The organism is Pseudomonas sp. C2B4, assembly GCF_013359695.1.
Lineage (GTDB): Bacteria > Pseudomonadota > Gammaproteobacteria > Pseudomonadales > Pseudomonadaceae > Aquipseudomonas.
The window spans coordinates 66151-89458 of record NZ_JABFMU010000020.1 but is presented as its reverse complement, the minus strand read 5'-3'; the positions used below and the strand labels follow the sequence as shown (position 1 = coordinate 89458).

The 23308-nt window shown below is 60.1% G+C and carries 25 protein-coding genes; 12 read left to right on the top strand and 13 right to left on the bottom strand.

Annotation, left to right across the window (positions count from 1 at the left end):
* Positions 1-4 precede the first annotated feature (4 nt).
* Entirely contained in the window at positions 5-1372 is a 1368-nt protein-coding gene (locus tag HNQ83_RS15320; RefSeq protein WP_175389737.1) for an HlyD family type I secretion periplasmic adaptor subunit, read from the top strand.
* Between the two features lie 138 nt (positions 1373-1510).
* Here HNQ83_RS15320 and HNQ83_RS15315 read toward each other — a convergent pair whose 3' ends face one another.
* Both HNQ83_RS15315 and HNQ83_RS15310 read right to left on the bottom strand, forming a co-directional pair.
* Positions 1511-2107, bottom strand: coding sequence for a tRNA-uridine aminocarboxypropyltransferase (locus tag HNQ83_RS15315; RefSeq protein WP_175389736.1), 597 nt, complete (start codon positions 2105-2107; stop codon positions 1511-1513).
* Between the two features lie 4 nt (positions 2108-2111).
* Positions 2112-3005: a LysR family transcriptional regulator gene (locus HNQ83_RS15310; protein ID WP_150770003.1), complete on the bottom strand. Its 894-nt coding sequence runs from the start codon at positions 3003-3005 to the stop codon at positions 2112-2114.
* Positions 3006-3391: 386 nt separating this feature from the next.
* Between HNQ83_RS15310 and speB the strand changes: the two genes are divergently transcribed.
* The 6 genes from speB (at position 3392) to HNQ83_RS15280 (ending at position 9029) form a co-directional block, all read left to right on the top strand.
* Positions 3392-4342, top strand: coding sequence for an agmatinase (speB, locus tag HNQ83_RS15305; protein WP_150770002.1), 951 nt, complete (start codon positions 3392-3394; stop codon positions 4340-4342).
* A 9-nt stretch (positions 4343-4351) separates the two neighbouring features.
* Positions 4352-4774: a nuclear transport factor 2 family protein gene (locus tag HNQ83_RS15300; RefSeq protein ID WP_096512884.1), complete on the top strand. Its 423-nt coding sequence runs from the start codon at positions 4352-4354 to the stop codon at positions 4772-4774.
* Positions 4775-4829: 55 nt separating this feature from the next.
* Positions 4830-6341 (top strand): cytosine permease, encoded by a 1512-nt coding sequence (locus tag HNQ83_RS15295; RefSeq protein ID WP_175389735.1) that lies wholly within the window; start codon positions 4830-4832, stop codon positions 6339-6341.
* Between the two features lie 190 nt (positions 6342-6531).
* The gene (locus tag HNQ83_RS15290) at positions 6532-7911 is read left to right on the top strand and encodes a sodium:solute symporter (RefSeq protein ID WP_175389734.1); all 1380 of its coding nucleotides are present in this window, start codon (positions 6532-6534) and stop codon (positions 7909-7911) included.
* A gap of 85 nt (positions 7912-7996) precedes the next feature.
* Positions 7997-8722, top strand: coding sequence for an MBL fold metallo-hydrolase (locus HNQ83_RS15285; protein WP_175389733.1), 726 nt, complete (start codon positions 7997-7999; stop codon positions 8720-8722).
* Positions 8723-8777: 55 nt separating this feature from the next.
* On the top strand, positions 8778-9029 hold the full coding sequence (locus HNQ83_RS15280) for an acyl carrier protein (protein ID WP_175389732.1): 252 nt from the start codon (positions 8778-8780) through the stop codon (positions 9027-9029).
* Between the two features lie 223 nt (positions 9030-9252).
* On the opposite strand, the gene HNQ83_RS31205 is transcribed toward HNQ83_RS15280, so the two are convergent.
* Both HNQ83_RS31205 and HNQ83_RS15275 read right to left on the bottom strand, forming a co-directional pair.
* Positions 9253-9381, bottom strand: a complete 129-nt coding sequence (locus HNQ83_RS31205) for a PA1414 family protein (RefSeq protein WP_007914492.1) — start codon at positions 9379-9381, stop codon at positions 9253-9255.
* A gap of 139 nt (positions 9382-9520) precedes the next feature.
* On the bottom strand, positions 9521-10414 hold the full coding sequence (locus tag HNQ83_RS15275; protein WP_175389731.1) for a LysR substrate-binding domain-containing protein: 894 nt from the start codon (positions 10412-10414) through the stop codon (positions 9521-9523).
* Between the two features lie 103 nt (positions 10415-10517).
* On the opposite strand from HNQ83_RS15275, the gene HNQ83_RS15270 reads away from it, so the two are divergent.
* A complete protein-coding gene (locus HNQ83_RS15270) occupies positions 10518-11699 on the top strand; it encodes an MFS transporter (RefSeq protein ID WP_175389730.1) in 1182 nt (393 codons plus the stop codon).
* Here HNQ83_RS15270 and HNQ83_RS15265 read toward each other — a convergent pair.
* Both HNQ83_RS15265 and HNQ83_RS15260 read right to left on the bottom strand, forming a co-directional pair.
* A complete protein-coding gene (locus HNQ83_RS15265) occupies positions 11644-12576 on the bottom strand; it encodes an EamA family transporter (RefSeq protein ID WP_175389729.1) in 933 nt (310 codons plus the stop codon). The two genes, HNQ83_RS15270 and HNQ83_RS15265, sit on opposite strands and share 56 nt — an antisense overlap.
* A 126-nt stretch (positions 12577-12702) precedes the next feature.
* On the bottom strand, positions 12703-13539 hold the full coding sequence (locus tag HNQ83_RS15260; protein WP_175389728.1) for a S1 RNA-binding domain-containing protein: 837 nt from the start codon (positions 13537-13539) through the stop codon (positions 12703-12705).
* Between the two features lie 349 nt (positions 13540-13888).
* On the opposite strand from HNQ83_RS15260, the gene HNQ83_RS15255 reads away from it, so the two are divergent.
* A complete protein-coding gene (locus HNQ83_RS15255) occupies positions 13889-14077 on the top strand; it encodes a hypothetical protein (RefSeq protein WP_015096330.1) in 189 nt (62 codons plus the stop codon).
* 247 nt (positions 14078-14324) lie between these two features.
* The gene (locus HNQ83_RS15250; protein ID WP_175389727.1) at positions 14325-15194 is read left to right on the top strand and encodes a DUF6279 family lipoprotein; all 870 of its coding nucleotides are present in this window, start codon (positions 14325-14327) and stop codon (positions 15192-15194) included.
* Between the two features lie 125 nt (positions 15195-15319).
* On the opposite strand, the gene HNQ83_RS15245 is transcribed toward HNQ83_RS15250, so the two are convergent.
* Complete coding sequence (locus HNQ83_RS15245) at positions 15320-15709, bottom strand: transcriptional regulator (RefSeq protein WP_175389726.1); 390 nt, start codon at positions 15707-15709, stop codon at positions 15320-15322.
* Positions 15710-15888: 179 nt separating this feature from the next.
* Between HNQ83_RS15245 and HNQ83_RS15240 the strand changes: the two genes are divergently transcribed.
* Both HNQ83_RS15240 and HNQ83_RS15235 read left to right on the top strand, forming a co-directional pair.
* Complete coding sequence (locus HNQ83_RS15240; RefSeq protein ID WP_175389725.1) at positions 15889-16623, top strand: thioredoxin family protein; 735 nt, start codon at positions 15889-15891, stop codon at positions 16621-16623.
* Positions 16624-16854: 231 nt separating this feature from the next.
* Positions 16855-17130, top strand: a complete 276-nt coding sequence (locus HNQ83_RS15235) for a hypothetical protein (RefSeq protein ID WP_175389724.1) — start codon at positions 16855-16857, stop codon at positions 17128-17130.
* 86 nt (positions 17131-17216) lie between these two features.
* Here the strand turns inward: HNQ83_RS15235 and HNQ83_RS15230 are convergent, their stop codons facing one another.
* The 6 genes from HNQ83_RS15230 to HNQ83_RS15205 form a co-directional block, all read right to left on the bottom strand.
* Positions 17217-18020 carry an IclR family transcriptional regulator gene (locus HNQ83_RS15230; protein ID WP_175389723.1) on the bottom strand — a complete coding sequence of 268 codons (804 nt, stop codon included), beginning with the start codon at positions 18018-18020 and terminating at the stop codon, positions 17217-17219.
* 60 nt (positions 18021-18080) lie between these two features.
* On the bottom strand, positions 18081-19391 hold the full coding sequence (locus tag HNQ83_RS15225; protein ID WP_175389722.1) for an MFS transporter: 1311 nt from the start codon (positions 19389-19391) through the stop codon (positions 18081-18083).
* Positions 19392-19565: 174 nt separating this feature from the next.
* Positions 19566-20714 (bottom strand): galactonate dehydratase, encoded by a 1149-nt coding sequence (dgoD, locus tag HNQ83_RS15220; protein ID WP_007908327.1) that lies wholly within the window; start codon positions 20712-20714, stop codon positions 19566-19568.
* 47 nt (positions 20715-20761) lie between these two features.
* The gene (locus HNQ83_RS15215) at positions 20762-21382 is read right to left on the bottom strand and encodes a 2-dehydro-3-deoxy-6-phosphogalactonate aldolase (RefSeq protein WP_175389721.1); all 621 of its coding nucleotides are present in this window, start codon (positions 21380-21382) and stop codon (positions 20762-20764) included.
* A 13-nt stretch (positions 21383-21395) separates the two neighbouring features.
* Positions 21396-22394 carry a 2-dehydro-3-deoxygalactonokinase gene (locus HNQ83_RS15210; RefSeq protein WP_175389720.1) on the bottom strand — a complete coding sequence of 333 codons (999 nt, stop codon included), beginning with the start codon at positions 22392-22394 and terminating at the stop codon, positions 21396-21398.
* Positions 22395-22587: 193 nt separating this feature from the next.
* Entirely contained in the window at positions 22588-23070 is a 483-nt protein-coding gene (locus HNQ83_RS15205; RefSeq protein WP_175389719.1) for a GNAT family N-acetyltransferase, read from the bottom strand.
* Between the last annotated feature and the right edge of the window lie 238 nt (positions 23071-23308).

Genomic DNA, 23308 nt, shown 5'->3' with positions numbered 1-23308 from the left:
GCCCATGCCTGATTCCCCGCTTGTGAAATCGAATGAACGTGGGTACTTCAACAGCTTTTCAAAGAGCGCCGAAGTCGAATTCATGCCGGAAACCGCCGGTGCCTCGCTACAGGATTCGCCGCGCTGGTCGCGGATCACCGTGTGGCTGGCGGCGGCGCTGCTGATCAGCGCACTGGTCTGGGCCAAGTTCGCCGTGTTGCAGGAAGTGACCATGGGCGAAGGCAAGGCGATTCCGTCGAGCAAGGTGCAAGTGATCCAGAACCTTGAAGGCGGCATCGTCACCGAGATCTTCGTGCGTGAAGGGCAAATGGTGAACAAGGGCGACACCCTGTTGCGCCTGGATGACACGCGCTACCTGTCGAACAAGGGCGAAAGCGAGGCCGATCGTTATGCACTGACCGCGCAGGTCGAGCGGCTGTCGGCGGAAGCCGAAGGCCGGCCATTCAAACTCTCGGACGAAGTGATCGCCAAGGCACCGCAAGTGGCCGAAGACGAACGCTCGCTGTACGAACAACGGCAACGGCGACTGGCCAGCGAACAGCGCACGCTGAGTGAACAACTTCGGCAAAAAACCCAGGAACTGGCGGAATTTCGCTCGAAAGCCGGGCAATACAGTTCAAGCCTGGCGCTGGTCAATCAAGAGATGGCCATGTCCGAACCACTGGTCAAGACCGGTGCCGTGTCGCCGGTAGAGATCCTGCGGCTCAAGCGCAGCGCCGTGGAAATCCGCGGCTCGTTGAACGCCACCACCCTGGCAATTCCCCGGGCGGAATCGGCGATGGCCGAGATCAAGAGCAAGATCGACGAGTCGGAACAAAGCTTCCGCTCGGAAGCGGCCAAGGAGCTGAATGAAAAACGCACCGACCTGTCGAAAATCACGGCGTCGAGCATTGCCATCGACGACCGCGTGACCCGCACCACCGTGACTTCGCCGGTCAAGGGCATCATCAAGGTGCTGAAGGTCAATACCATTGGCGGCGTGGTGCAACCGGGCAGCGACATGGTGGAAATCGTGCCCCTGGAAGACAACCTGCTGATCGAGGCCAAAGTACGGCCACAGGACGTGGCGTTCCTGCATCCGGGGCAAAAAGCCATGGTCAAGTTCACCGCCTACGACTACACCATCTATGGCGGCCTGAGCGCGAAACTGGAGTTGATCGGCGCCGACACCATCACCGATGACAAGGGCAACAGCTTCTACCTGATCCAGGTGCGCACCGATAAAAACCATTTGGGCGGGGACGTGAAACCCTTGCTGATCATTCCGGGGATGGTGGCGACGGTGGACATTATTACCGGGGAGAAGACGGTGCTGGATTACCTGCTCAAGCCAGTGCTGAAAGCGCGGACTGAGGCGATGCGGGAAAGGTAATCTCGATCAGATATTTTGGGGGATTGTTCTATCGCTTTCGCGAGCAGGCTCGCTCCCACAGGGAATCGCATTTCTTCCGGAAGAACCCGATCACTGTGGGAGCGAGCCTGCTCGCGAAGAGGCCCGCATCATCACCGACTATTTCGCCCCATGATTACGCAGGAAAGTCTCCTCCCCCATCGCCGCAATCTGTCCCTCGATCAACGCCTCGAACGGCTTCAACAAAGGTTCAAATGAAGCCGGGGCTTCCAGCACCTGAAGCGCCTGCACGATCGCCTCCACCGTCGACAACGCTCCCGGCCCCGGCGCCTTGCGCAGCCGATAACGGGACACGCCCCCCCCGGCCAGGGTGACCCTGGGCAACGCCGCCAGCAGCGGGTTCAGGTGCAACATCTTGCGCGCCTTGCGCCAGGTGCCGTCCGGTACCACCAGCAGCAACGGCTCATCGGATTCGGTATACGTCTGCATCGGCTGCGCATCGTCGCCGGGAAACAACAACCGCGCCTGATACCCCGGCTGATTCAACAGCGTCGGCAGGTCTTCGAATACCTCACCGACGATCAATTCGGCATTGTTCAAGCCCAACGCTGCCAACCGCGCGGTGTTCAACGCATGATTCACTTCGCTGGGATGCTGCAAGAGCAAGACTCGGGTGCGACTGTCGAGGCTGGGGATCAGTGGGCACAGGCAGTGGGTTTGCGGACGCAGGCAACGCGGGCACTGGATTCTGGACATCGTCTTAAACCTGATTGAGCTGCGCTTTGAGCAGATCGCGGAACGTTTGGATCAGCGGTTCGCGGCTGCGTCCCCGGCGCACGATCATCGAGAATGGCGCCTGGTAACCGAAGGTGGCCGGCAACAGCACACGCAGATCGCCCTTGTCGGCCCAGGCCTGGGCATAGTGCTCCGGCAAGTAACCGATGTAGGCGCCGGACAGCACCAGGATCAGCTGCGCCTCCATACTCTCCACCGTCGCGGCGCTGTGCTTGAAGCCATGCCGAGCCAGTTCGGCCTGGCTCCAGTAGCCGCGACCGACCATGCGCTGCTGGGTGATGACCTGTTCGGGAATGCGCCGCTCGTTGAACAGCGGATGCCGCGTGCTGCAATACAACCAGTGCTGTTCGCGGTACAGCGGCATGTACACCAGACCGCTCATGCGCGTGGAAAACGCACCGATGGCCAGGTCGAGACGGTTGTCCTGCACACCCAGTTGCAGCTCATAGGGGCTCATCACCGACAAATGCAAATGCACCGCCGGGTGTTCCTGGCTGTAGGCGCCGATGGCTTCGGCGAACGGCAAGGCTTTGTCGCTGACCGTGGAGTCGATCACGCCCAGGTTCAGTGTGCCGCGCAATTCGCCCTTGAGCGCGGCGGCGTATTGTTCGAAACCTTCCAGCTCGCCGAGCAGGCGCAGGGTTTCCTGATGGAACAACTCGCCCTTGCTGGTCAGGCTGAACCCGCCACGACCGCGATGGCACAGCACCAGGCCCAGCGCCGACTCGAGCTGGCTCATGTAAGTGCTGATGGCCGACGTCGAGAGGTTGAGCTCCTGCTGGGCGTTGGCGAATCCCTGATGACGCACCACGCTGACGAAAATGCGCAATAGTTTCAGGTCGGGTAAAGCGTTGGCCATGGGGGCTCCAATTGCACGGTCATGCATCTTGCTGTTGTGGCGAGGGGATTTATCCCCGCTGGGTGGCGAAGCCGCCCCGGATCTGCACATCGGTGTGTCAGATGCACTGCGTGCGCTGTATTTACGGCTGCTACGCAGCCGAACGGGGATAAATCCCCTCGCCACAGGTAAATCCCCTGCCACAGGTGCTGTTGGCCACAGAGTGCGGCACATGGCCGCAAGTCTATCTTCCCGCCGGCCATTAGTTTAGAAAAATCTGAACTAAGTATTTGCGCGTAGCGATTCTTCCCGGCCACTACATTTCGCAGAATCGGCCCAAAGCAGTGCCTGAGCCTTCCGTGAACGGCTGCCTGCATAAATAAAACAATGATGATGAGGCCCTACCCGTGGACAAGATTCTTCACCAACCACTGGGCGGCAACGAAATGCCGCGCTTCGGCGGCATCGCCACCATGCTGCGACTCCCCCATGTACCTACCGCTGCCGGTCTGGACGCTGCCTTCGTAGGCGTGCCCCTGGACATCGGTACCTCGCTGCGTCCTGGCACCCGTTTCGGGCCACGCGACATCCGCGCTGAATCGGTGATGATCCGCCCGTACAACATGGCCACCGGCGCTGCTCCGTTCGACTCGCTGTCGGTTGCCGACATCGGCGACGTGGCGATCAACACCTTCAACCTGCTGGATGCCGTACGGATCATCGAAGAGTCCTACGACAATATTCTCGAACACGATGTGATCCCCCTGACCCTGGGCGGCGACCACACCATCACCCTGCCTATCCTGCGTGCCATCCATAAGAAGCACGGCAAGGTCGGCCTGGTGCACATCGACGCCCACGCCGATGTGAACGATCACATGTTCGGCGAGAAAATCGCCCACGGCACCACCTTCCGTCGCGCCGTCGAAGAAGGCCTGATCGACCCGGACCGCGTTGTGCAAATCGGCCTGCGCGCCCAGGGCTACACCGCTGACGACTTCAACTGGAGCCGCAACCAGGGCTTCCGCGTGGTGCAGGCTGAAGAGTGCTGGCACAAATCCCTGGCACCGCTGATGGCCGAAGTTCGCGAGAAAGTCGGCGGCGGCCCGGTTTACCTGAGTTTCGACATCGACGGCATCGACCCGGCGTGGGCACCAGGCACCGGCACCCCGGAAATCGGTGGTCTGACGACCATTCAGGCGATTGAAATCGTTCGCGGCTGCCAAGGCCTCGACCTGGTCGGTTGCGATCTGGTAGAAGTCTCGCCCGCTTACGACACCACCGGCAACACCTCGCTGCTGGCCGCCAACCTGCTGTACGAAATGCTCTGCGTACTGCCTGGCGTAGTCCACCGCTGAGGGTTGGTCATGACCGAACGTGATCAGGTTTTGAAAGCGGCTGCCGATCTGGTGTCCGCCTTCGCCCGTAACGATCGCGAAGCCTACTTCGGCGCGTTCAGCGCCGATGCGAGCTTTGTTTTCTACACCCTCGAACAGCCCCTGCTGTCGCGCGATGCCTATCAGGCGTTGTGGGACAGCTGGCGCGCCGAGGATGGCTTCGAAGTGCTGTCGTGCACGTCGAGCAACGCCTTCGTCAGCCTGCAGGGTGACGTGGCGATTTTCATCCATGACGTGGCCACCGAGCTGCGCATGCAAGGGGAGCAACACTTCAGCCAGGAGCGCGAGACGATTGTTTTCAAGAAACAAGCGTCTGGCCAAGAACAACAAGGCCTATGGCTGGCCTGTCACGAACATTTGTCCGCCATGCCGGAAGGGCTGCCAACCCCTTAGCCAACACAGGTGACGCTTACGCACGATGAGCGCGCCTTTATGATCGGAGCAGATCATGAATAACAAAAACAACGAGAAAAGCCTTAGCAGCATCGAAACAAACGGGGTCGAACAGATCCCGGACAATGAGCGCGACGCCCGGCCAAGCGACCTGTTTCGCCTGATCTTCGGCGGCGCCAACACCTTTGCCACCGCCGTTCTCGGCAGTTTCCCGGTACTGTTCGGCCTGTCTTTCCAGGCGGGCGTCTGGGCGATTGTGCTGGGCGTGGTGCTCGGTGCACTGATCCTGGCACCGATGGGTCTGTTCGGGCCGATCAACGGTACCAACAACGCTGTATCTTCCGGTGCACACTTCGGCGTGCACGGGCGGATCGTGGGTTCGTTCCTGTCGCTTTTGACCGCCATTGCGTTCTTTTCGCTCTCCGTCTGGAGTTCGGGCGACGCACTGGTGGGCGGCGCCAAACGCCTGATCAACCTGCCGGAAACCGACCTGACCCTGGGCTTGGCCTACGGTTTGTTCGCGTTGCTGGTATTGACGGTGTGCATCTACGGTTTCCGCTTCATGCTGTGGGTCAACCGCATTGCGGTATGGGCGGCCAGCCTGTTGTTCCTGCTGGGCGTTTTCGCCTTCGCTCCTGCATTCGACAGCCAGTACGCCGGTACCGTAGCCATGGGTCAGGCCGGTTTCTGGGCGGCGTTTATCGGTGCGGCACTGGTGGCCATGAGCAACCCTATTTCCTTCGGGGCGTTCCTCGGCGACTGGTCGCGCTACATTCCGCGCGAAACGCCAAAGGGCCGGATCATGGCGTCAGTGATCGCCGCGCAACTGGCCACGCTGATTCCGTTCCTGTTCGGCCTGATCACCGCCACCATCGTAGCGGTCAAGGCCCCGGACTACATCGCGGCCAACAACTATGTGGGCGGCTTGCTGGCCGTTTCGCCGAGCTGGTTCTTCCTGCCGGTGTGCCTGATTGCGGTGATCGGCGGCATGTCCACCGGCACCACCTCGCTGTATGGCACCGGGCTGGACATGTCCAGCGTGTTTCCACGGGTCCTGTCGCGAGTCAAGGCCACACTGCTGATCGGCGTGATGTCGATTGCCTTCATCTTCATCGGGCGCTTCGCGGCCAACCTGGTGCAGAGCGTGTCGACCTTCGCCGTACTGATCATCACCTGCACCACTCCGTGGATGGTGATCATGATCATCGGCCTGCTGGTCCGTCGCGGTTTCTACTGCCCGGATGACCTGCAAGTGTTCACCCGTGGCGAAAAAGGTGGCCGTTACTGGTTCACCCATGGCTGGAACTGGCGTGGCCTGGGCGCCTGGATCCCGAGCGCGGCCGTCGGCCTGTGCTTCGTGAACCTGCCTGGGCAGTTTGTCGGTCCACTGGGCGAAATGGCGGGCGGTATCGATATCAGCCTGCCGGTGACACTGGGCCTGGCCTCGGTGGTGTACCTGGTATTGCTGAGCCTGTTCCCGGAATCGACTGCGGTGTTCGGCCCGAATGATCCACGCAGCAAGAGCACGGATTCGCTCGCTAAACCGGCGATGCGACAAGTCGCCTGATAAACGCATTACCTGTGGTCAACGCATGACCTGTGGGAGCGAGGCTTGCCCGCGAAGAACGATGACGCGGTCTGCCTGACGGAGCGCGGTGCCCTTTTCGCGGGCAAGCCACGCTCCCACAGGGATTGAAGTTTCCTCGGGAATTGATTTTTAGTTTCAACATAAAAAAGACAATCGGAGACACGCCATCATGGCTTTGGATTTATTCGTCGTACTCATCTACGCCGCCGCGATGCTGATACTCGGCTATTACGGCATGCGCAAGGCCAAGACCAACGAAGAGTTTTTGGTTGCCGGTCGTAACCTCGGTCCGACCCTGTACATGGGCACCATGGCGGCCACCGTCCTGGGTGGCGCGTCCACCGTGGGCACCGTACGCCTGGGCTACGTGCACGGCATCTCCGGCTTCTGGCTCTGCGCCGCGCTGGGTTGCGGGATCGTCGCGCTGAACCTGTTCCTCGCCAAGCCGCTGTTGAAACTGAAGATCTACACCGTCACCCAGGTGCTGGAAAAACGCTACAACCCGATGGCCCGCTCGGCGAGCGCGGTGATCATGCTGGCGTATGCACTTATGATCGGCGTGGTTTCGATCCTGGCAATCGGCACCGTACTGCAAGTGCTGTTCGACCTGCCGTTCTGGCTGTCGGTATTGGTCGGCGGTGGCGTGGTGGTGATTTATTCGGCGATCGGCGGCATGTGGTCCCTGACCCTGACCGACATCGTCCAGTTCGTGATCAAGACCGTGGGCCTGATGTTCATCCTGTTGCCAATCTGCCTGTACCGCGTCGGCGGCTGGGATGAGCTGGTGACCAAACTGCCGGCGTCGAGCTTCAGCTTCACCACCATCGGCATGGATACCATCATCACCTACTTCGTGATCTACTTCTTCGGCATCCTGATCGGTCAGGACATCTGGCAACGGGTGTTCACCGTCAAGACCGCCAAAGTCGCGCAATACGCCGGTACCGCTGCCGGTATCTACTGCATCATCTACGGTCTGGCCTGCGCCCTGATCGGCATGGCGGCTCACGTCCTGATCCCGGATCTGGACAACGTCAACAACGCGTTCGCCGCGATCGTGAAACTGTCCCTGCCGGACGGTATCCGTGGCCTGGTCATCGCTGCCGCACTGGCCGCCATGATGTCCACCGCCAGCGCCGGCCTGTTGGCTGCCGCTACCACCCTGAGCGAAGACTTGCTGCCGAAACTGCGTGGCGGTAAAGAGTCGAGCCTGGGCCTCAACCGTCTGGTGACCCTGCTGACCGGTATTGTCGTACTGGGTATCGCCCTGGTGGTGAACGATGTGATCAGCGCCCTGACCCTGGCCTACAACCTGTTGGTTGGCGGCATGCTGGTTCCGCTGATCGGTGCGATCTTCTGGAAACGCGCAACCACCGCCGGCGCCATCGCCAGCATGGGCCTGGGCTTTGCCACCGCCCTGCTGTTCATGGTCAAGGACGGTCTGGATGCCAACACCCCGATCTACTACAGCCTGGTAGCCAGTCTGGTGAGCTTCGTGGTGGTCAGTCTGATGTCCCGTCGCCCGGCTGCGGTGGCGAACGCCATCTAAGCTGAATATAACGACTTGATGCTTTCTTCGACGGGTGTGGCGTCGGTTGCCACACCCGTTTTTTTTCGTCTGGAGAAAACCCCTGATGAAGATTGTTTCTCGCGATCAGTGGTTCGAGGTCAAACAACTCAGCGACGGCATCCGCCTGATTCACGAGCCCTACATCCGCCCCTTTTATCGCTGCAACCTCTGGCATATACAGGGGCGTGACAAAGACCTGTTGCTGGACAGCGGATCCGGGCTGGTCAGCCTGCGCGAGCAATTGCCCTGGATCACCGAGCGGCCCCTGGTGGCGGTGGCCAGCCATTGCCATTTCGACCACATCGCCGGGCACCACGAATTCGCCGAGCGCCTGGTGCACCCGGCCGAAGCGCAGATCCTTGCCGCACCGGACGGCGAAAACGATTTGAGTCGGGCGTTTGTCGGCGACGACATGTTCGAGGCACACCCCGATTGTCCATTGTGCTACGCCGAATACCGGGTCAAGGCCGCACCAGCGACGGGCATGATCGAAGAAGGTGATGTGCTGGACCTGGGCAATCGTGTGCTGCAAGTACTGCATACGCCGGGACATTCGCCGGGCGGTATCAGCCTGTATGAAGCGGCGACCGAGACCCTGTTCAGTGGCGACATCATCTACGACGGCCCTCTGATCGAAGACGCCTACCACTCCAACCTCGAAGACTACGCCCGCAGCCTGCAGCGCTTGCGCGCCCTGCCGATCCGCACGGTGCATGGCGGCCATTTCGGCAGTTTTTCCGGAGAGCATCTGCGCCACATGATTGACGAGTGGCAGCGCTCGCACGACTGAAGCCTGCTGTACTCAACGCCAGGGCCAACAACAATAAAGCCCTTGAAGAACCCTCATGAAAAAAGCCGCCATCCGCGCCGCCGTGCATCGCTACATCAGTCGCTTGCTGGAAGGTCAGGATGACTTCGACGACAACGCCAGCCTGGTGCAGTTGGGATTGGATAAAACGGATATCGAAGAGCTGATCTTCCATCTGGAAGACGAACTCGGATTGACGGCGTTTACCGCCGAGGAAGACCGGATGCTCAAGACAGCCAGGACTGCGAATGACTTGAGCCGGTTTTTGATGGAGATCGGGCGGCATTGAGACGGGTTGTCAGATGGCAACAAGAACTGATGTGGCGAACACACAGCCTGTGGCGAGGGGATTTATCCCCGTTTGGACTGCGGAGCAGCCCTGAGTCGCTTGACGCAGTCCGCCAGATACAACCTGGTTAATGTGTTGGGGGCTGCTCCGCAGCCCAACGGGGATAAATCCCCTCGCCACAGAAACCCCTCACCACAAAACCCTTTCGCTAAGCGCTTCGTGCTTACCGGCGACGCTGCTGGCGTCGGCGTTGTTCGTCGTCGGTACGAATGGGCACAGGTTGCAGAGGCGGTTCGATCAAACCGAGCGCGACACCCAGGTCATGCAGCCAGTTTTGGATTTTCTCTTTCATGATGCCCCCTTCAGGGTAGTGCCGAGCGACCGGAATTCTGTAGCCGCTTCGAACTGATAATAGTCCGAAGTCCTGAGCAATGCTCGCCGAAAGTGGCAATGATCTGTTACTGAATCGATCACAATCCGACGGCATTAAATCACGCAATCGCCCGGGCCTGGCGTTGCGCCGACGGAAAGAGCGCCTGTTGCTCCTCGATCCACGCGTTCAGGTTGGCGCCCATCATGCCCTTGCGCCACATCAGCCAGGTCGTCGCCGTGGCAAAGGGTTCCGGCAACGGGTGCACCGCCACGCTTTCACGGCCCGGCAGGCTGGCCAGCATCGACTCCGACATCAGCGCCACGCCGGAGCCGGCAATCACACAGGCGAGCATCCCTGGATAGGACTCGATCTCGATCGCCCGGCCCATGGCCGCGTGATCGTGGGAAAACCAGGATTCGAGACGCATGCGATAGGAACAGCCCTGGCGAAACGTGAACACCGAACGACCTTCTACATCCCTTGCGCTCAACACCGGCGGATGTTCGGCCTCGCTGATCAGCACCAACCGTTCTTCACACAACAAAACGCCATCGAGCACCGCCAGTTCCGGCGGGCCATCCACCAGCGCCGCATCGAGCCGGCCGGTGATCAGTCCCTCGAGCAGCTCGCCGCTGGGCCCGGACTGCACTTGCAGGTTCACGGCCGGGTAACGCCGGTGATAACGCGCCAACAGGGCCGGCAGGTGAATGGCAGCCGTGCTGTACATGGTGCCGAGCACGAAGTCGCCGGCGGGTTGCCCGCCCTGTACAGCGGCATGGGCTTCGTCATGCAGGGCGAACAACTTGGCGGTGTAGTCCATCAGGACCTTTCCCGCAGGTGACAACTGCAAACGCTGACGCTCGCGAACGAACAGTTCGACGCCCAACTGCTCTTCAAGCTGCTTGAGCCGGGTCGACAGATTGGACGGCACCCGATGCAGGCGCTCGGCGGCACGGGTGATGGACTCTTCCTGGGCAACAGCCTGGAAGATCCGCAACTGGCTGAACTCCACGACATTCTCCTAATAAGAACAAGTTTCTCAATATTATTCATTTTTAAAGAAAGTCAATCGATCTTAGCCTGACGGTCATTGAGCCTCTTTTGGAGCCCGGACCATGTCTCCCTTGATTCGCTTGTTCGCCAGTTTTATCGCCCTGATGATGGCCATGGGCATCGGCCGTTTCGCCCTGACGCCACAATTGCCGCATCTGATCAGTGAGGGTCAGATTGATCTCACCGCCGCCGGCCTGATTGCTGCCGCCAATTACCTCGGTTATTTCATCGGTGCCGTGGATGCGATGTTTTCCCGTCGTCCCACGCAAGTCCGACGCCGTCTGTTGGGCGGATTGTGGCTGTGCGTGTTGCTGACGCTCGCCTCGTTCTGGGCCCACGGTTTCTGGTCGCACCTGATCCTGCGCTTCGGAACGGGCGTGGCCAGCGCCTGGGTGCTGGTCATGATCACTGCGCTGAGCCAGCCGTTGGCCACCGCTGTGGGACGTCCACGACTCGGTGCGCTGGTTTTTGCCGGACCGGGCCTGGGGATTTTTCTGACAGGATTGTTGGCCTTGGGCTCGAATCTGCGGGGTCAGACGTCCGCTACTTTGTGGCTGGTGTATGCCGCGGTCGCCCTGATGATGCTGCTGGGAATCGTGCGCATTCTGCCGCAACCGCCCGTGACCGTGGCGGCTGCAGCCAGCCTCGCCGCTTCAGCCAACCAAGGCGTCGGCCGCTTGAGTGTGGTCTATGCGTTATATGGCGTGGGTTACATCATCCCGGCGACGTTCCTGTCGCAGATGGCCAACACGCAGTTCCATGGCCAATGGCAAGCCGATCTGTTCTGGCCGTGCTTCGGTCTGGCGGCAGCGACCGGCGTGGTATTGGTGAGTTTGCGCCGGCAAGGCGCCGACACGACCCGTCAATGGTTGACGGCGACCTTGTGGATGCAAGCCGCCGGGGTCTTCGCTTGCCTGTTGGGCAATGCGGCAGGACTGGCCTTGGGAGTGATACTGTGTGGCACGCCGTTCCTGGCCTGCATGCAACTGGTGATGCAACGCTCCCGGGAGATTGCGCCCCATGCCAGCCAGCGCAACGCCGGACTACTGACCGCGTGCTTCGCCGTGGGACAGCTCAGTGGCCCGTTGCTGGCCTCGTTGAGCAGCCATTTCAGCGGCGGCTTGCAACCCGCGCTGCTGATCGCCGGCGTGGGCCTGCTGATCGCCGGCAGTTTGCTGGTCGCCCCGCTCAATGCTGCCCAAGGGCTCTGCGCAAACGGCGGCGCACCCACTGTTCGGCGCTGACAAATGTGATGCCCAGCAGCACCAACACCGCGCCGATGATGAAGTTCAGGGTCAGTTTCTCACCCAGCAACACCACGCCGAACGTGACGCCGAATAGCGGCGTCATGAATGAAAACACCGCCAGGTTCGCGGCAAGATAACGACGCAAGAGCCAGAACCAGATCAGGTAGCTGAAGAACGACACCACCACACCTTGAAACAGCACACTGGCCACCGCCACGGTGGTCAGGCTGACATGGGTGATCTGACCGCTCAGGAGTGCGATCAGCAGCAAGCCGACAAAGCCAACGATCAACTGATAGAACAGCGTCAGGGTCACAGGCGCCTCCGACAACCGCGAAGCGCGCACCACGACCGTGGTCGCGCCCCAGGCCGCACCGGCCAGTACGCCCAGCGCATCGCCCATCAACATGCGGTAATCGAGGTTGTCCCAGGACATGCCACCGGCAAATGCGATGGCAATACCGATGAAAGCGAGAAAGATCCCCAGCCACTGCACTGGCCGCAAACGTTCGCTCGGCAAGAGCCAATGCACGCCCAGCGCGGTGAAAATCGGTGCGGTGTAGAGGAATACCGACATATGCGCGGCCGTGGTCAATTGCAGCCCTTCGGAAATGAAGAAAAACTCCAGACCGAACAAGGCACCCGCCAACAGGCCACCGCGCCAGGTGCTGCCCACCTGATCCCAACCGCCCTTCCAGCAGATCAACAACCCCACCAGCAACGCCGACATGCCCGAACGCCCGGCCGCCTGCATGACCGGCGCGATGTCGGGCGCCGCCCACTTGATCATGACCTGTTGAACACCCCAGACCAGGCACAACCCCAGCATCACCTGCAGGGCAAACCCATCGGCGCTACGCCGGGTGGCGCTCACCGGAAGACCTCGACAATACAATCCATGGCAGTGACTCGAAATTAAAAGCAAAACCCCGGCACATGGCCGGGGCAAAAATGATGCTGGCGATTATTAACCAGTCAGGCAGAAATTGCCGCCTCGGTATCAGCTCAATTCAATGCGATCGGCATGAATGACGATCTGGCCGTTCTTGTACAACGCCCCGATGGCTTTCTTGAAGTTGCCTTTGCTGACGCCGAACATACTGCTGATCAGCGTCGGGTCGCTCTTGTCGCTGACCGGCAGGGTGCCATTGTTCTCGCGCAACTTGGCGAGGATCTTCGAGTTCAGGCTGGTGGCCGCTTCCTGGCCAACCGGTTGCAGGCTCAGGCTGATCTTGCCATCGGCACGCACTTCCTTGATGAAGCCCTTTTCTTCTTTGCCGGCGCGCATGAACTTGAAGATTTCGTTCTTGTGAATCAGGCCCCAGTGCTTGTTGTTGATGATCGCCTTGAAGCCCATGTCGGTGGCTTCGGCAACCAGCAAGTCAACTTCCTGGCCCGGGGTGTAGTTGGCCGGGGTCTTGTCCAGGTAGCGGTCCAGGCGTGCCGTCGCGGTGATGCGGCGGGTGTGTTTGTCGAGGTAGACATGCACCACGACATATTCACCGGCCGTCATCTGGCGCTTTTCTTCCGAAAACGGCAGCAACAGGTCTTTCGGCAAGCCCCAATCGAGGAACACGCCGATGCTGTTGACTTCAACGACTTTCAAACTGGCGAACTCACCAACTTGAACTTTCGGCTTCTCGGTAGTTGCGATAAGTTTGTCATCGCTATCCAGATAAACAAAAACGTTTAACCAGTCTTCATCTTCGCTGGGAATATCTTTTGGGATGTAACGATTAGGCAAAAGAATCTCGCCGTCCGCGCCACCGTCCAGATATAAACCGAAGTTAGTGTGTTTAACCACTTGCAAACTGTTGTAACGCCCGACTAAAGCCATGTCCAATACCCTCATTACGTGGGCGGCATTCTACCCGGTTTTGCGGGCCGCGTTCGGCGGCCGGTCCGTTGCCGAGAGAAAATCCTGCGAAGGCCTCGATTTTCCTCGGTTTCGCGACCGCGGTCGGCCGCTCGTCAGACCACGCCCATGATTTTCGTCGCTGCCCGCCAGGCACAAATCGCTATTTTTCCAAGCCACGTTTTTATTTAAAACAGCGACTTAGAGAAAATCCAAAAATAATAAACCGCCTTTTATCGCGCACCCGCCCTGATTATCCGTGGGATATTTGCCAAGCAAATTGCAGGCAATTCCTGTACGATGCCTGGCCAAGTTAATTTTCTACAGGTTAATGGCCGCCATGCGCGTAAAAGCATCCACCAGCAAAGCAAAGCCAGCTCCAGCCGTCGAAACCAGCGAATCGATCAACAGCCAGATCGCTGCGTTCCTCAAATCCGGCGGTGAAATCCAGCAAATTGCCAAAGGCGTCAGCGGCCAGACGTTCGGCCCGTCCAAGCAGATCACCCTGGGCAAGAAATAAGAGCCAAGAAGTAAGAGCCAAGAAGTAAAAGCTTGCCTCACCTGGTCCACAAGCGCTTTGAGCTTCGAAGCGCTTGGACTGGAACCCTCCCCCGCAACACCCCCGCTCCCTCCAGTAAAACACCATCGCTTATAAAGTCCGCAGGCATCTTGTCGCACACCTTCTATTGATCGGCTGAACTGCCGGGCTCATCCTGCGTTCACATGAGAATCAGACCCCGAAGCCAGGCTTTCGCAAGGATTCGCCCATGTCGCGCTGGTTGCAACGCATCGCCTTCGTGCTCACCTTCGCCCTCGCCCTTGGCGCGTGCAACCGCATGGGCCTGGCCTATCGCAACCTCGACGTGATCATCCCCTGGACCCTCAGCGATTACCTGGACATGAACGGCGAGCAAAAAGGCTGGTTCAACGAGCGCCTGAAAGAACACCTGAGCTGGCATTGCACCACGCAAATGCCGGGCTACCTCGACTGGCTGGACCGCTTGCAAACCATGATCGCGACCAACCAGGTCACAGATGCCGCACTGCAAGCCCGCACCGAAGAGGCCGAACAGGCCATCGCCGAGACCGCCCAGGAAATCACCCCGTCGGCCATCGAGCTGCTGCAAGGGCTGGACGATAACCAGGTCGCTGAAATGAACGAAGCCTTCGCCAAGGACCAGCGTAAACGCCGGGAGAAATACCTCACACCGTCCCTCGACCAACAGATCAAGCAACGCAGCGAGCGCATGGAAAAACGCCTGGATGCCTGGCTCGGGCCACTGAGCACCACACAGCAACAGCGTGTCGTCGCCTGGTCCAATGCGCTGGGCGACCAAAATACACAGTGGATCGCCAACCGCATCCACTGGCAGAAGCAGTTCAGCGCGGCCGTGGCGCAACGCCATAGCCCGCAATTTCCACAGCGAATCGAAATACTTCTGGTCAAGCGCGAGAGTCTATGGACACCGGCTTATCGTCAGGCCTTCGCCAGGACCGAAGCCCAGGCGCGCTCGCTGTTTGTGGATTTGATGGCGCAAAGCACGCCGCAGCAACGTGAGCAGTTGCTGACGAAAATCGAGGGTGTGAGAAAGGATTTCAGTGATTTGAAATGCCTGAAGACAGCAAAACAAAGTTGATGGCAATGCGCATACTTTGTGGGAGCGAGCCTGCTCGCTAATGCGGTGGGTCAGTCGAGAGATGCATTGGCTGAGAAACCGTATTCGCGAGCAGGCTCGCTCCCACAAAGGGAGGCGTGGATAACTCAAGCAATCTGCGCCTTCGAGGCCACCTCATCAAACGTCAGCTCCTCCAGTGCATCGTCCTGCTCATCCAGCACCTGACGCGGATGGTCATTACCGGGAATACTGCTGTCGATCAGGCTCAACAACCTCGAACCTCGCAGGGTCAGAATATAGTTTGCACCCGTGCCGCCCTGCTCTTCGGGCCGAGGCTCGATATAGCCACGCAGCAACAGTAACTTTTCGTACTCACCGGCCACTGTTTTCAGATGGTCGAGGTTTTCAGTTTCCTCGCCTTGTGCCGCTTTCTGCGCCGCGTATTGTTCCGCAAAAGGGCGTGGCGTGAAGTGGGCTGCACCGTTCTGCACTTCGTGCAACAAGTGTTCAATCAAATCCCAGTTGTAAGTCGTCATCCTGATTCAACCTCCGGTGCCCGTGATTGGGAAGGCCTTCTCAAGTTGTGACCTGCACGGTCGGTAGCCGTTCAGCTCGTTTTCTTTATCGCTACCGACCGGCGGCATGTCGAATTGCGCAGGGGCCAAACGACTAGGCTGTGAAAGTCACCTCCCAGCCCTACGCAGGAGAAATCACTATGAACCTTCAGAATCATCCCGTCGTATCCCGGGAAGAATGGCTCGCCGCCCGTAAACAACATCTGGCCCACGAAAAAGCGTTCACTCGGGAACGGGACAAACTCAGCGCCGAACGCCGCGCCCTGCCCTGGGTGAAAATCGACAAGGACTACCATTTCCAGGGGCCGACAGGCGAGCTGAAACTCGCCGACCTCTTCCGCGGCCGCAGCCAACTGGTCATCTACCACTTCATGTTTGCCGAAGGCTGGGACGAAGGCTGCCCCGGTTGCTCGTTCCTGTCCGACCATATCGACGGTGCCAATCAGCATCTTGCCCATCACGACGTGGCTGTTGTGGCGGTTTCCCACGCACCGTTCGCCGAATTCCAGGCCTTCAAACGGCGCATGGGCTGGACATTCGATTGGGTGTCATCCGAGGGCTGCGATTTCAACTACGACTTCGGCGTCACGGCCCGAGCCGAAGACGTCGCCGCTGGCAAGGCCACCTACAACTACGAAAAGACCGACGGATCAGAAGAAGAACTCCCGGGGCTCAGTGTGTTTTATCGCGATGAAGCTGGTGAGATTTTCCACACGTACTCCACTTATGCTCGTGGCCTGGATCTGCTGGTTGGCGCCTACAACTACCTCGACCTGACGCCCAAAGGACGCAATGAAGAGGAAATCATGGAGTGGGTAAGGCATCACGACAAGTATGAGGACGCGGTGAAATCCAGTTGCTGTCATGGCGGTTGACCTGGGCGCACCGCAGGCCCTTTGTGGGAGCGAGCCTGCTCGCGAAGGCGGTGGCTCAGTCAGTATGATGTTGACTGGCAGATCGCTTTCGCGAGCAGGCTCGCTCCCACCGTAGGTTGGCGGCGTTTTTGAGACATAGCTTCAGCCCAGGCCAATTTATCTGTCTGAACTTTTTCAGCCCTTGGGCCCTCAACCGATTAACCCGCCTTAACCGGAACCGAGGCCTGACCGATGAAAACCCTGCTGAAGCTCACCCTCGCTACCACCCTCGCCTGCGCCCTGCCCGCCTGGGCCTGTACGCCTGAGGAAGCCACCGTCAAACGTGAACAGTTGGCCAAGGAAGTCACCCGGCTCACCGAGCAGAACCCGGCCAAGGCCAAGGAAATCAACGACGAGCTGCAGAAGATGGACTTGGGGACGGCTTCCAAGGATCTGCCGGATAAATGCCAGTTGATCGATCAGCGCCTGAAAGAGCTGGGTGTGGCTGAGAAGAAGGCCGAAACCTGATAGGCCTTGCTCCCTAGTGGGAGCGAGCCTGCTCGCGAAAGCGGTGTAATGGAAGACGCATTAGCGCCTGATCAAACCTTCGCGTCTTATACCTTCAAACCCAACTCCGCCGACAACCGGGTCGTAACCCCTTTGATCAGGGGAATCAGCTCGGCCATTTTTTCCAGTGGCATGTACGGTACGGTACTGGCAATGCTGATACCGGCGACGATACGTTTGCTGGCATCGCGGATCGGCGCCGCCACGCAACGGATCGACGGCTCATTGTCTTCCAGGTCGAAGGCGTAGCCACCGGCCACGTATTCCAGCATGCGCTGCTGGAACTGTTCCCAGGATTGCTCCGGGTGTTGGGGCCAGAACTGATTTTTCCCACCGGCAGGCAGGCTGATTTCGTACAGCCGTTGCCACTCCTGCGGCGTGTCGTCGAGCATCAGCGCCTTGCCAATCCCGGTGCGCGCCAACGGCATGCGATGGCCGACCCGCGAGCGCATTTCCGGACCGTTGCGCCCCGGATTCTTGTGCAGGTACAGCACTTCGTCGCCCTCGCGGATCGCCAGGTGGATGGTGTCGCCGGTCAACGCCGACAGTTCATCCAGATACGGCCCGGCCAGCGTCACCAGCGGCAACTCTTCGCGCGCCTGAAACCCCAGCTCGATCAGCTTCGGCCCCAACAGGTAACCGACTTGCGGCACCACCCGCAGATAACGCTCATCCACCAGGCAACTGGCCAGACGATGGGTGGTGCTGCGCGTGGTGCCGATCAGCCGGGCGATTTCCTTGAGATCGCGGGCGCCACTGGCCACGGCTTGAACCACACCCAGCCCGCGAAGCAGTGTCTGGGTGCCGGTCGGCGCGGCGTCCTTGGCGATTTTTGGGGCGTCTTCCTGCATATCCAGCCTTTACCGTTGAGCGAGTGAACGGGCGGCATTATGGTCGCCCGTGTGCCACGACTACAACTTGATCCGCTCGACCTTGCCCACCAACAGGATGTAGGAAAGCGCGCCGATCAACGCCAGAACCGAGATATAGGTGATCGCCGGAGCAAAGGAATCACCCGTGGCGAGGAAGCCGATGACGATGGGCGTGGCGATGGCCGACAGGTTGCCGATGAAGTTGAACACCCCGCCGGTCAGACCCAGCAAGCGCGCCGGCGCCAGGGTTGACACCAGCGACCAGGTGATCGACGCCAGGCCATTGCCGAAGAAGGCCAGCGCGAGGAAGGCAATCACCAGCGGCGTCGACTCAACGAAGTTGGCGCCGATGATCGACGTGGAAATCAGCAGGCCACTGATGATCGGCAACTTGCGGGCGAAACCTACCGTGTAGCCACGACGGATCAAAAAGTCCGAGAAGAACCCTGAGCAGAGCACACCCACGAAGGCAGCCAGAAACGGCAGTGATGCCAGCAACCCGGATTTGATGAAGTCCATGCCGCGATATTTCACCAGGTAGGTCGGGAACCATGTCAGGAAAAACCACAGCGTCGAGTTGAGGCAGAACTGGCCGAGGTAGATGCCCCAGAGCTTGCGCTTGGTCAGGACTATCCCGAGGTCGCTCCAGCTGAATTTGGCTTTGACCTTGGCTTGTTCCGACTGGATGTCCACCAGTCCGCCGCCTTCGCGGATCAGCTCGATTTCGGCGTCGTTGGCACCTTTGAAGTCCCGGGGTTCGCGATACACCGCGTACCAGATCACGGCCCAGAGAATGCCCACCGCACCGGTGCTGACGAACACCATGTGCCAGCCGTATTGATGCTGCAACCAGGCCAGGACCGGCGTCAGGAACGCCAGGCCGACAAACTGCCCGGAGGTGTAGAAACCGATGGCCGTGGCACGTTCGCGCTCGGGGAACCAGGTGGTCACCACACGGCTGTTGATCGGATACGCCGGGGCTTCCAGGGCACCGACCGCCATGCGCAGCACGAACAGCGCGATGAAACTGGCGGCGAAGCCGAGCATCACCGTGGCGATCGACCACAGCAGCAGTGCAGCGGTGTACAGGATGCGCGGCGGCACCCGGTCCACCAGCCAGCCACCGGGAATCTGCATGGCGGCGTAGGTCCAGCCGAACGCGGAAAAGATCAGGCCAACGTGAATCGGGTCGATGCCCAGGTCGCTGGTCAGCGCCGGGGCGGCAATCGACAGGTTGCTGCGGTCCAGGTAGTTGATCACCACGGTGATGAACAGCAGGACCATGATGAAAAACCGCTTGCGGCTGGGCGTCACCAAAGACGCCTGCCCGGTGAGGGTTTGCGGTTGCATGGGGGGTGCCTCTTGTTATGTTTATTGAGGTCGGTCTAAAGACGGGGACTGGCCCTTTGTGGGAGCGAGCCTGCTCGCGAAGGCGGTGTATCAGGCGACATCCATGTTGAATGTGATGCCCTCTTCGCGAGCAGGCTCGCTCCCACAGGGGTTCAGTGTTGAATCAGGGAGTGATCACCACTCGGCAAAACTGCCATCGGCATGGCGCCAGATCGGGTTGCGCCAGCGGTGGCCGACGGCGGCGCGCTCGATGACGTATTCCTCGTTGATCTCGATGCCCAGGCCCGGGCCATTCGGGATCTTCACGAAGCCCTTGTCGTAGTCGAACACTCGAGGGTCTTTCACGTAGTCGAGCAGGTCGTTGCTCTCGTTGTAGTGGATGCCCAGGCTCTGCTCCTGGATGAACGCGTTGTAGCAGGCCGCGTCCAGTTGCAGGCACGCCGCCAGGGCAATCGGACCCAGCGGGCAATGCAGGGCCAGCGCCACGTCATAGGCTTCGGCCATGTTGGCGATCTTGCGGGTTTCGGTGATGCCGCCGGCGTGGGAGGCATCAGGCTGGATGATGTCGACGTAGCCTTCGCTGAGCACGCGCTTGAAATCCCAGCGCGAGAACAGGCGCTCACCGAGGGCAATCGGCGTGCTGGTCAGCGGTGCCAGTTCCTTCAGCGCTTCGTAGTTTTCGCTGAGCACCGGCTCTTCGATGAACATCAGCTTGTAGGGGTCGAGTTCCTTCATCAGCACCTTGGCCATCGGCTTGTGCACCCGGCCATGGAAGTCCACGCCGATGCCGACGTTCGGGCCCACCGCGTCACGCACGGCGGCAACGTTGGCCAGGGCCAGGTCGACTTTTTCGAAGGTATCGAGGAACTGCAATTCTTCGGTGCCGTTCATCTTCACTGCGGTGAAACCCCGGCTGACCGCTTCCTTTGCCGCCCGTGCGGTGTCAGCCGGGCGGTCGCCGCCGATCCAGGAATACACGCGAATTTTGTCCCGCACCTGACCGCCCAGCAGATCGCTGACCGACACACCCAACGCCTTGCCCTTGATGTCCCACAACGCCTGGTCGATACCGGCCAGGGCGCTCATGTGGATCGCACCGCCACGATAGAAGCCGCCCCGGTAAAGCACGGTCCAGATGTCTTCGATGTTGCGTGGGTCTTTGCCGATCAGGTAGTCGGACAATTCCTCAACGGCGGCGGCCACAGTGTGGGCGCGGCCTTCGACCACAGGCTCGCCCCAACCGGTGACGCCTTCGTCGGTTTCGACCTTGAGGAAGCACCAGCGCGGCGGAACGATGAAGGTGGTCAGTTTGGTGATTTTCATCTTCTTGTCTCTCTTGTTGGATGCAGCGCTCGCAGCGCCAAAAAGTCTTAGCGAAGGGCTTTCCAGGCAGCCACGTAGGCCCTGGCATTGGCCGCCACTTGCTCAGGCGTCATGCCCGGTTTGAACAGGCCGGAGCCGAGGCCGAAACCCTTGACGCCAGCATCGATGAACACCTGCATGTTGTCCGGTGTGATGCCGCCGACCGGCGCCAGAATCGTTCCCGCCGGCAACACCGCGAGCCAGGCTTTGACGACCGCCGGGCCCATCTGCTCGGCGGGGAACATCTTCAGCACATCGGCGCCCTCGGCCAGTGCCGCGAAGGCCTCGGTTGGCGTGGCGACACCGGGTGACAGGTACAGGCCGGCCGCTTTCGCCGCGCGCAAAACTTTGGGATCGCTGTGGGGCATGACGATCACCTGACCACCGGCGGCCTTCACCTGCTCGACCTGTTCAGGTGTCAACACCGTGCCCGCACCGATCAGGCAATCGGCGGGCAAGGTGCTGCGCATGATGCGGATGCTTTCGTACGGCTCGGGGGAATTGAGCGGCACCTCGATGACGCGAAATCCGGCGGAGTACAGGACTTCTCCGATGGCGGCTGCCTCTTGCGGACGCAGGCCGCGCAGGATCGCGATCAGGCCGTTTTGCGCCAGTGCTTGTTTGAGCATGTCAGGACTCCAGTCAGGATGAATGGGACGAGGTTTCAGTGATCAGTCCGGCGGCGACCGCCAATTGCCACAACCCGCGTTCGGTGGCCTGCTCGGCCAGGGTCACCCGGGCAAATCCGCAGGCGTCGAGCGCCCGGCTGTAGCGGTTGCACAGTTGGGCGTTGCCGATCAGGACGATCGAAGGCAGGTTCGCGCTGTTGCGTCGGCGTCGCTGCACATTGGCCAGCGCCGCCAGTTCATGGCCGATCAACAGGCCGGACAGGTAATCCGCCTGCGCCGTCGCGCTCAGTTCGCCGGTCAACCCCAGGCTGCGGGAACTGAACAGGGTCGACAGCACGCCGATTTCACCGGCCGTCGATAGTGCGACCTGCACGCCGCGATCGAAGGCATCGCTATCGAACGAACCGCCGCGCTGCTGAGTGCGCCCCAAAATGCTGTGTTCGCTGAGCACGGCGAAGATTTCGCCGGTCATGAAGGTATCGAAGTGGACGATGCAGCCGTAGGCCACCTCCACCCATTTCGAATGGCTGCCCGGCAGGCCGATCAGCAGATCCGCGCCCGCCTCTTCCGACAGGGTTTGCAACACGCCGAGCACTTGGGTTTCTTCGCCGCGCATCACATTGGGCAGGCGTGAACGTTGAATCACCCCCGGCACGATGTGCACGTCGACGCCGCGAAGGCTGCGCACGGTTTGCAGGGAGGTTCCGAGACTGGCGACGTTCGCCGGGGTATCGCGGTAGGTCGCTTCGCGCCAGCCCTGGGCACTGCCGACCATGCCGCAGGCAATCACCGGCAAATCGGGCTGGGCGTCGAGCCAGTCACCGCAGGCCTCATCGAAGGCCAGTTCAAAACCGTCGGCGCATTCGCGACCGGCGATGATTCGCGGCACCTTGGGCAGCTGCATGATCCCCGACGACAGCGAACGCTGTTCGAGTACCTGGCCACCCGCGGCAAGTTTGTAAGCACGTAATGAGGTTGTCCCCCAATCGAGCGCGATCAATTGCGCCAGCATCGCTTCACCTGTTCTGTTTTTTGGCAGTGAGTGAGGCGGACTATAAACCTGGACGAAGGAAAATCTCAATATATAAATATCGCTCCCATATATTGGGACAAAGACAAAAAAAGATCGCAGTCTTTGGCAGCTCTTGCAGAGGTACTTTTCCCCTGTAGGAGCTGCCGAAGGCTGCGATCTTTTTTGGGGCCGGTTAATTACCCTCGGCGAACTCGCGCAACACCTTGCCATCCATTCGATAGCGAACCCACTCTTCCTGCGGCTGCGCCCCCAGGGATTTGTAGAATTCGATGGCCGGCGTGTTCCACTCCAGCACGCTCCACTCGAAGCGCCCGCAGTCATTAGCGCAGGCGATCTTGGCCAGATGCCGCAGCAAGGTCTTGCCCGCCCCGCCACCGCGCTGTTCGGGGGTGATGTAGAGGTCTTCGAGGTACAGGCAGTTGCTGCCAAGCCACGTGGAGTAACTGAAGAAGAACACGGCAAATCCGATCGCCACGCCATCGCGCAGGCAGATCAAGCCGTGGGCAGTGGCACCTTCACTGAACAGGCTGCGCTCGATGTCGGCCACGCTGGCGATGACTTCGTGGCGAGCACGTTCGTAGTCGGCCAGTTCTGTGATGAACGCGAGAATTTGCGGGGCATCACTGGGGGTCGCCGGGCGGATTTCGACGGTCATGGACGTGCCTTGTCAGAAGTGGAAAACGCCATACTAAGTCGGCGCAGGGCTTGTGGCGAGAGGCATTGCCCCTGTAGGAGCGAGCCTGCTCGCGATGAACCTCAGGCCACTGCGTTCATTCTGAATGCCCGCGTTATCGTTGACGACGATCGCGAGCAGGCTCGCTCCTACAGGGTCGATTCGGCTTTACTCCGGCCTGCGCTAACCCTGAAATCGCGAAGCTCGGACCTAACATAAA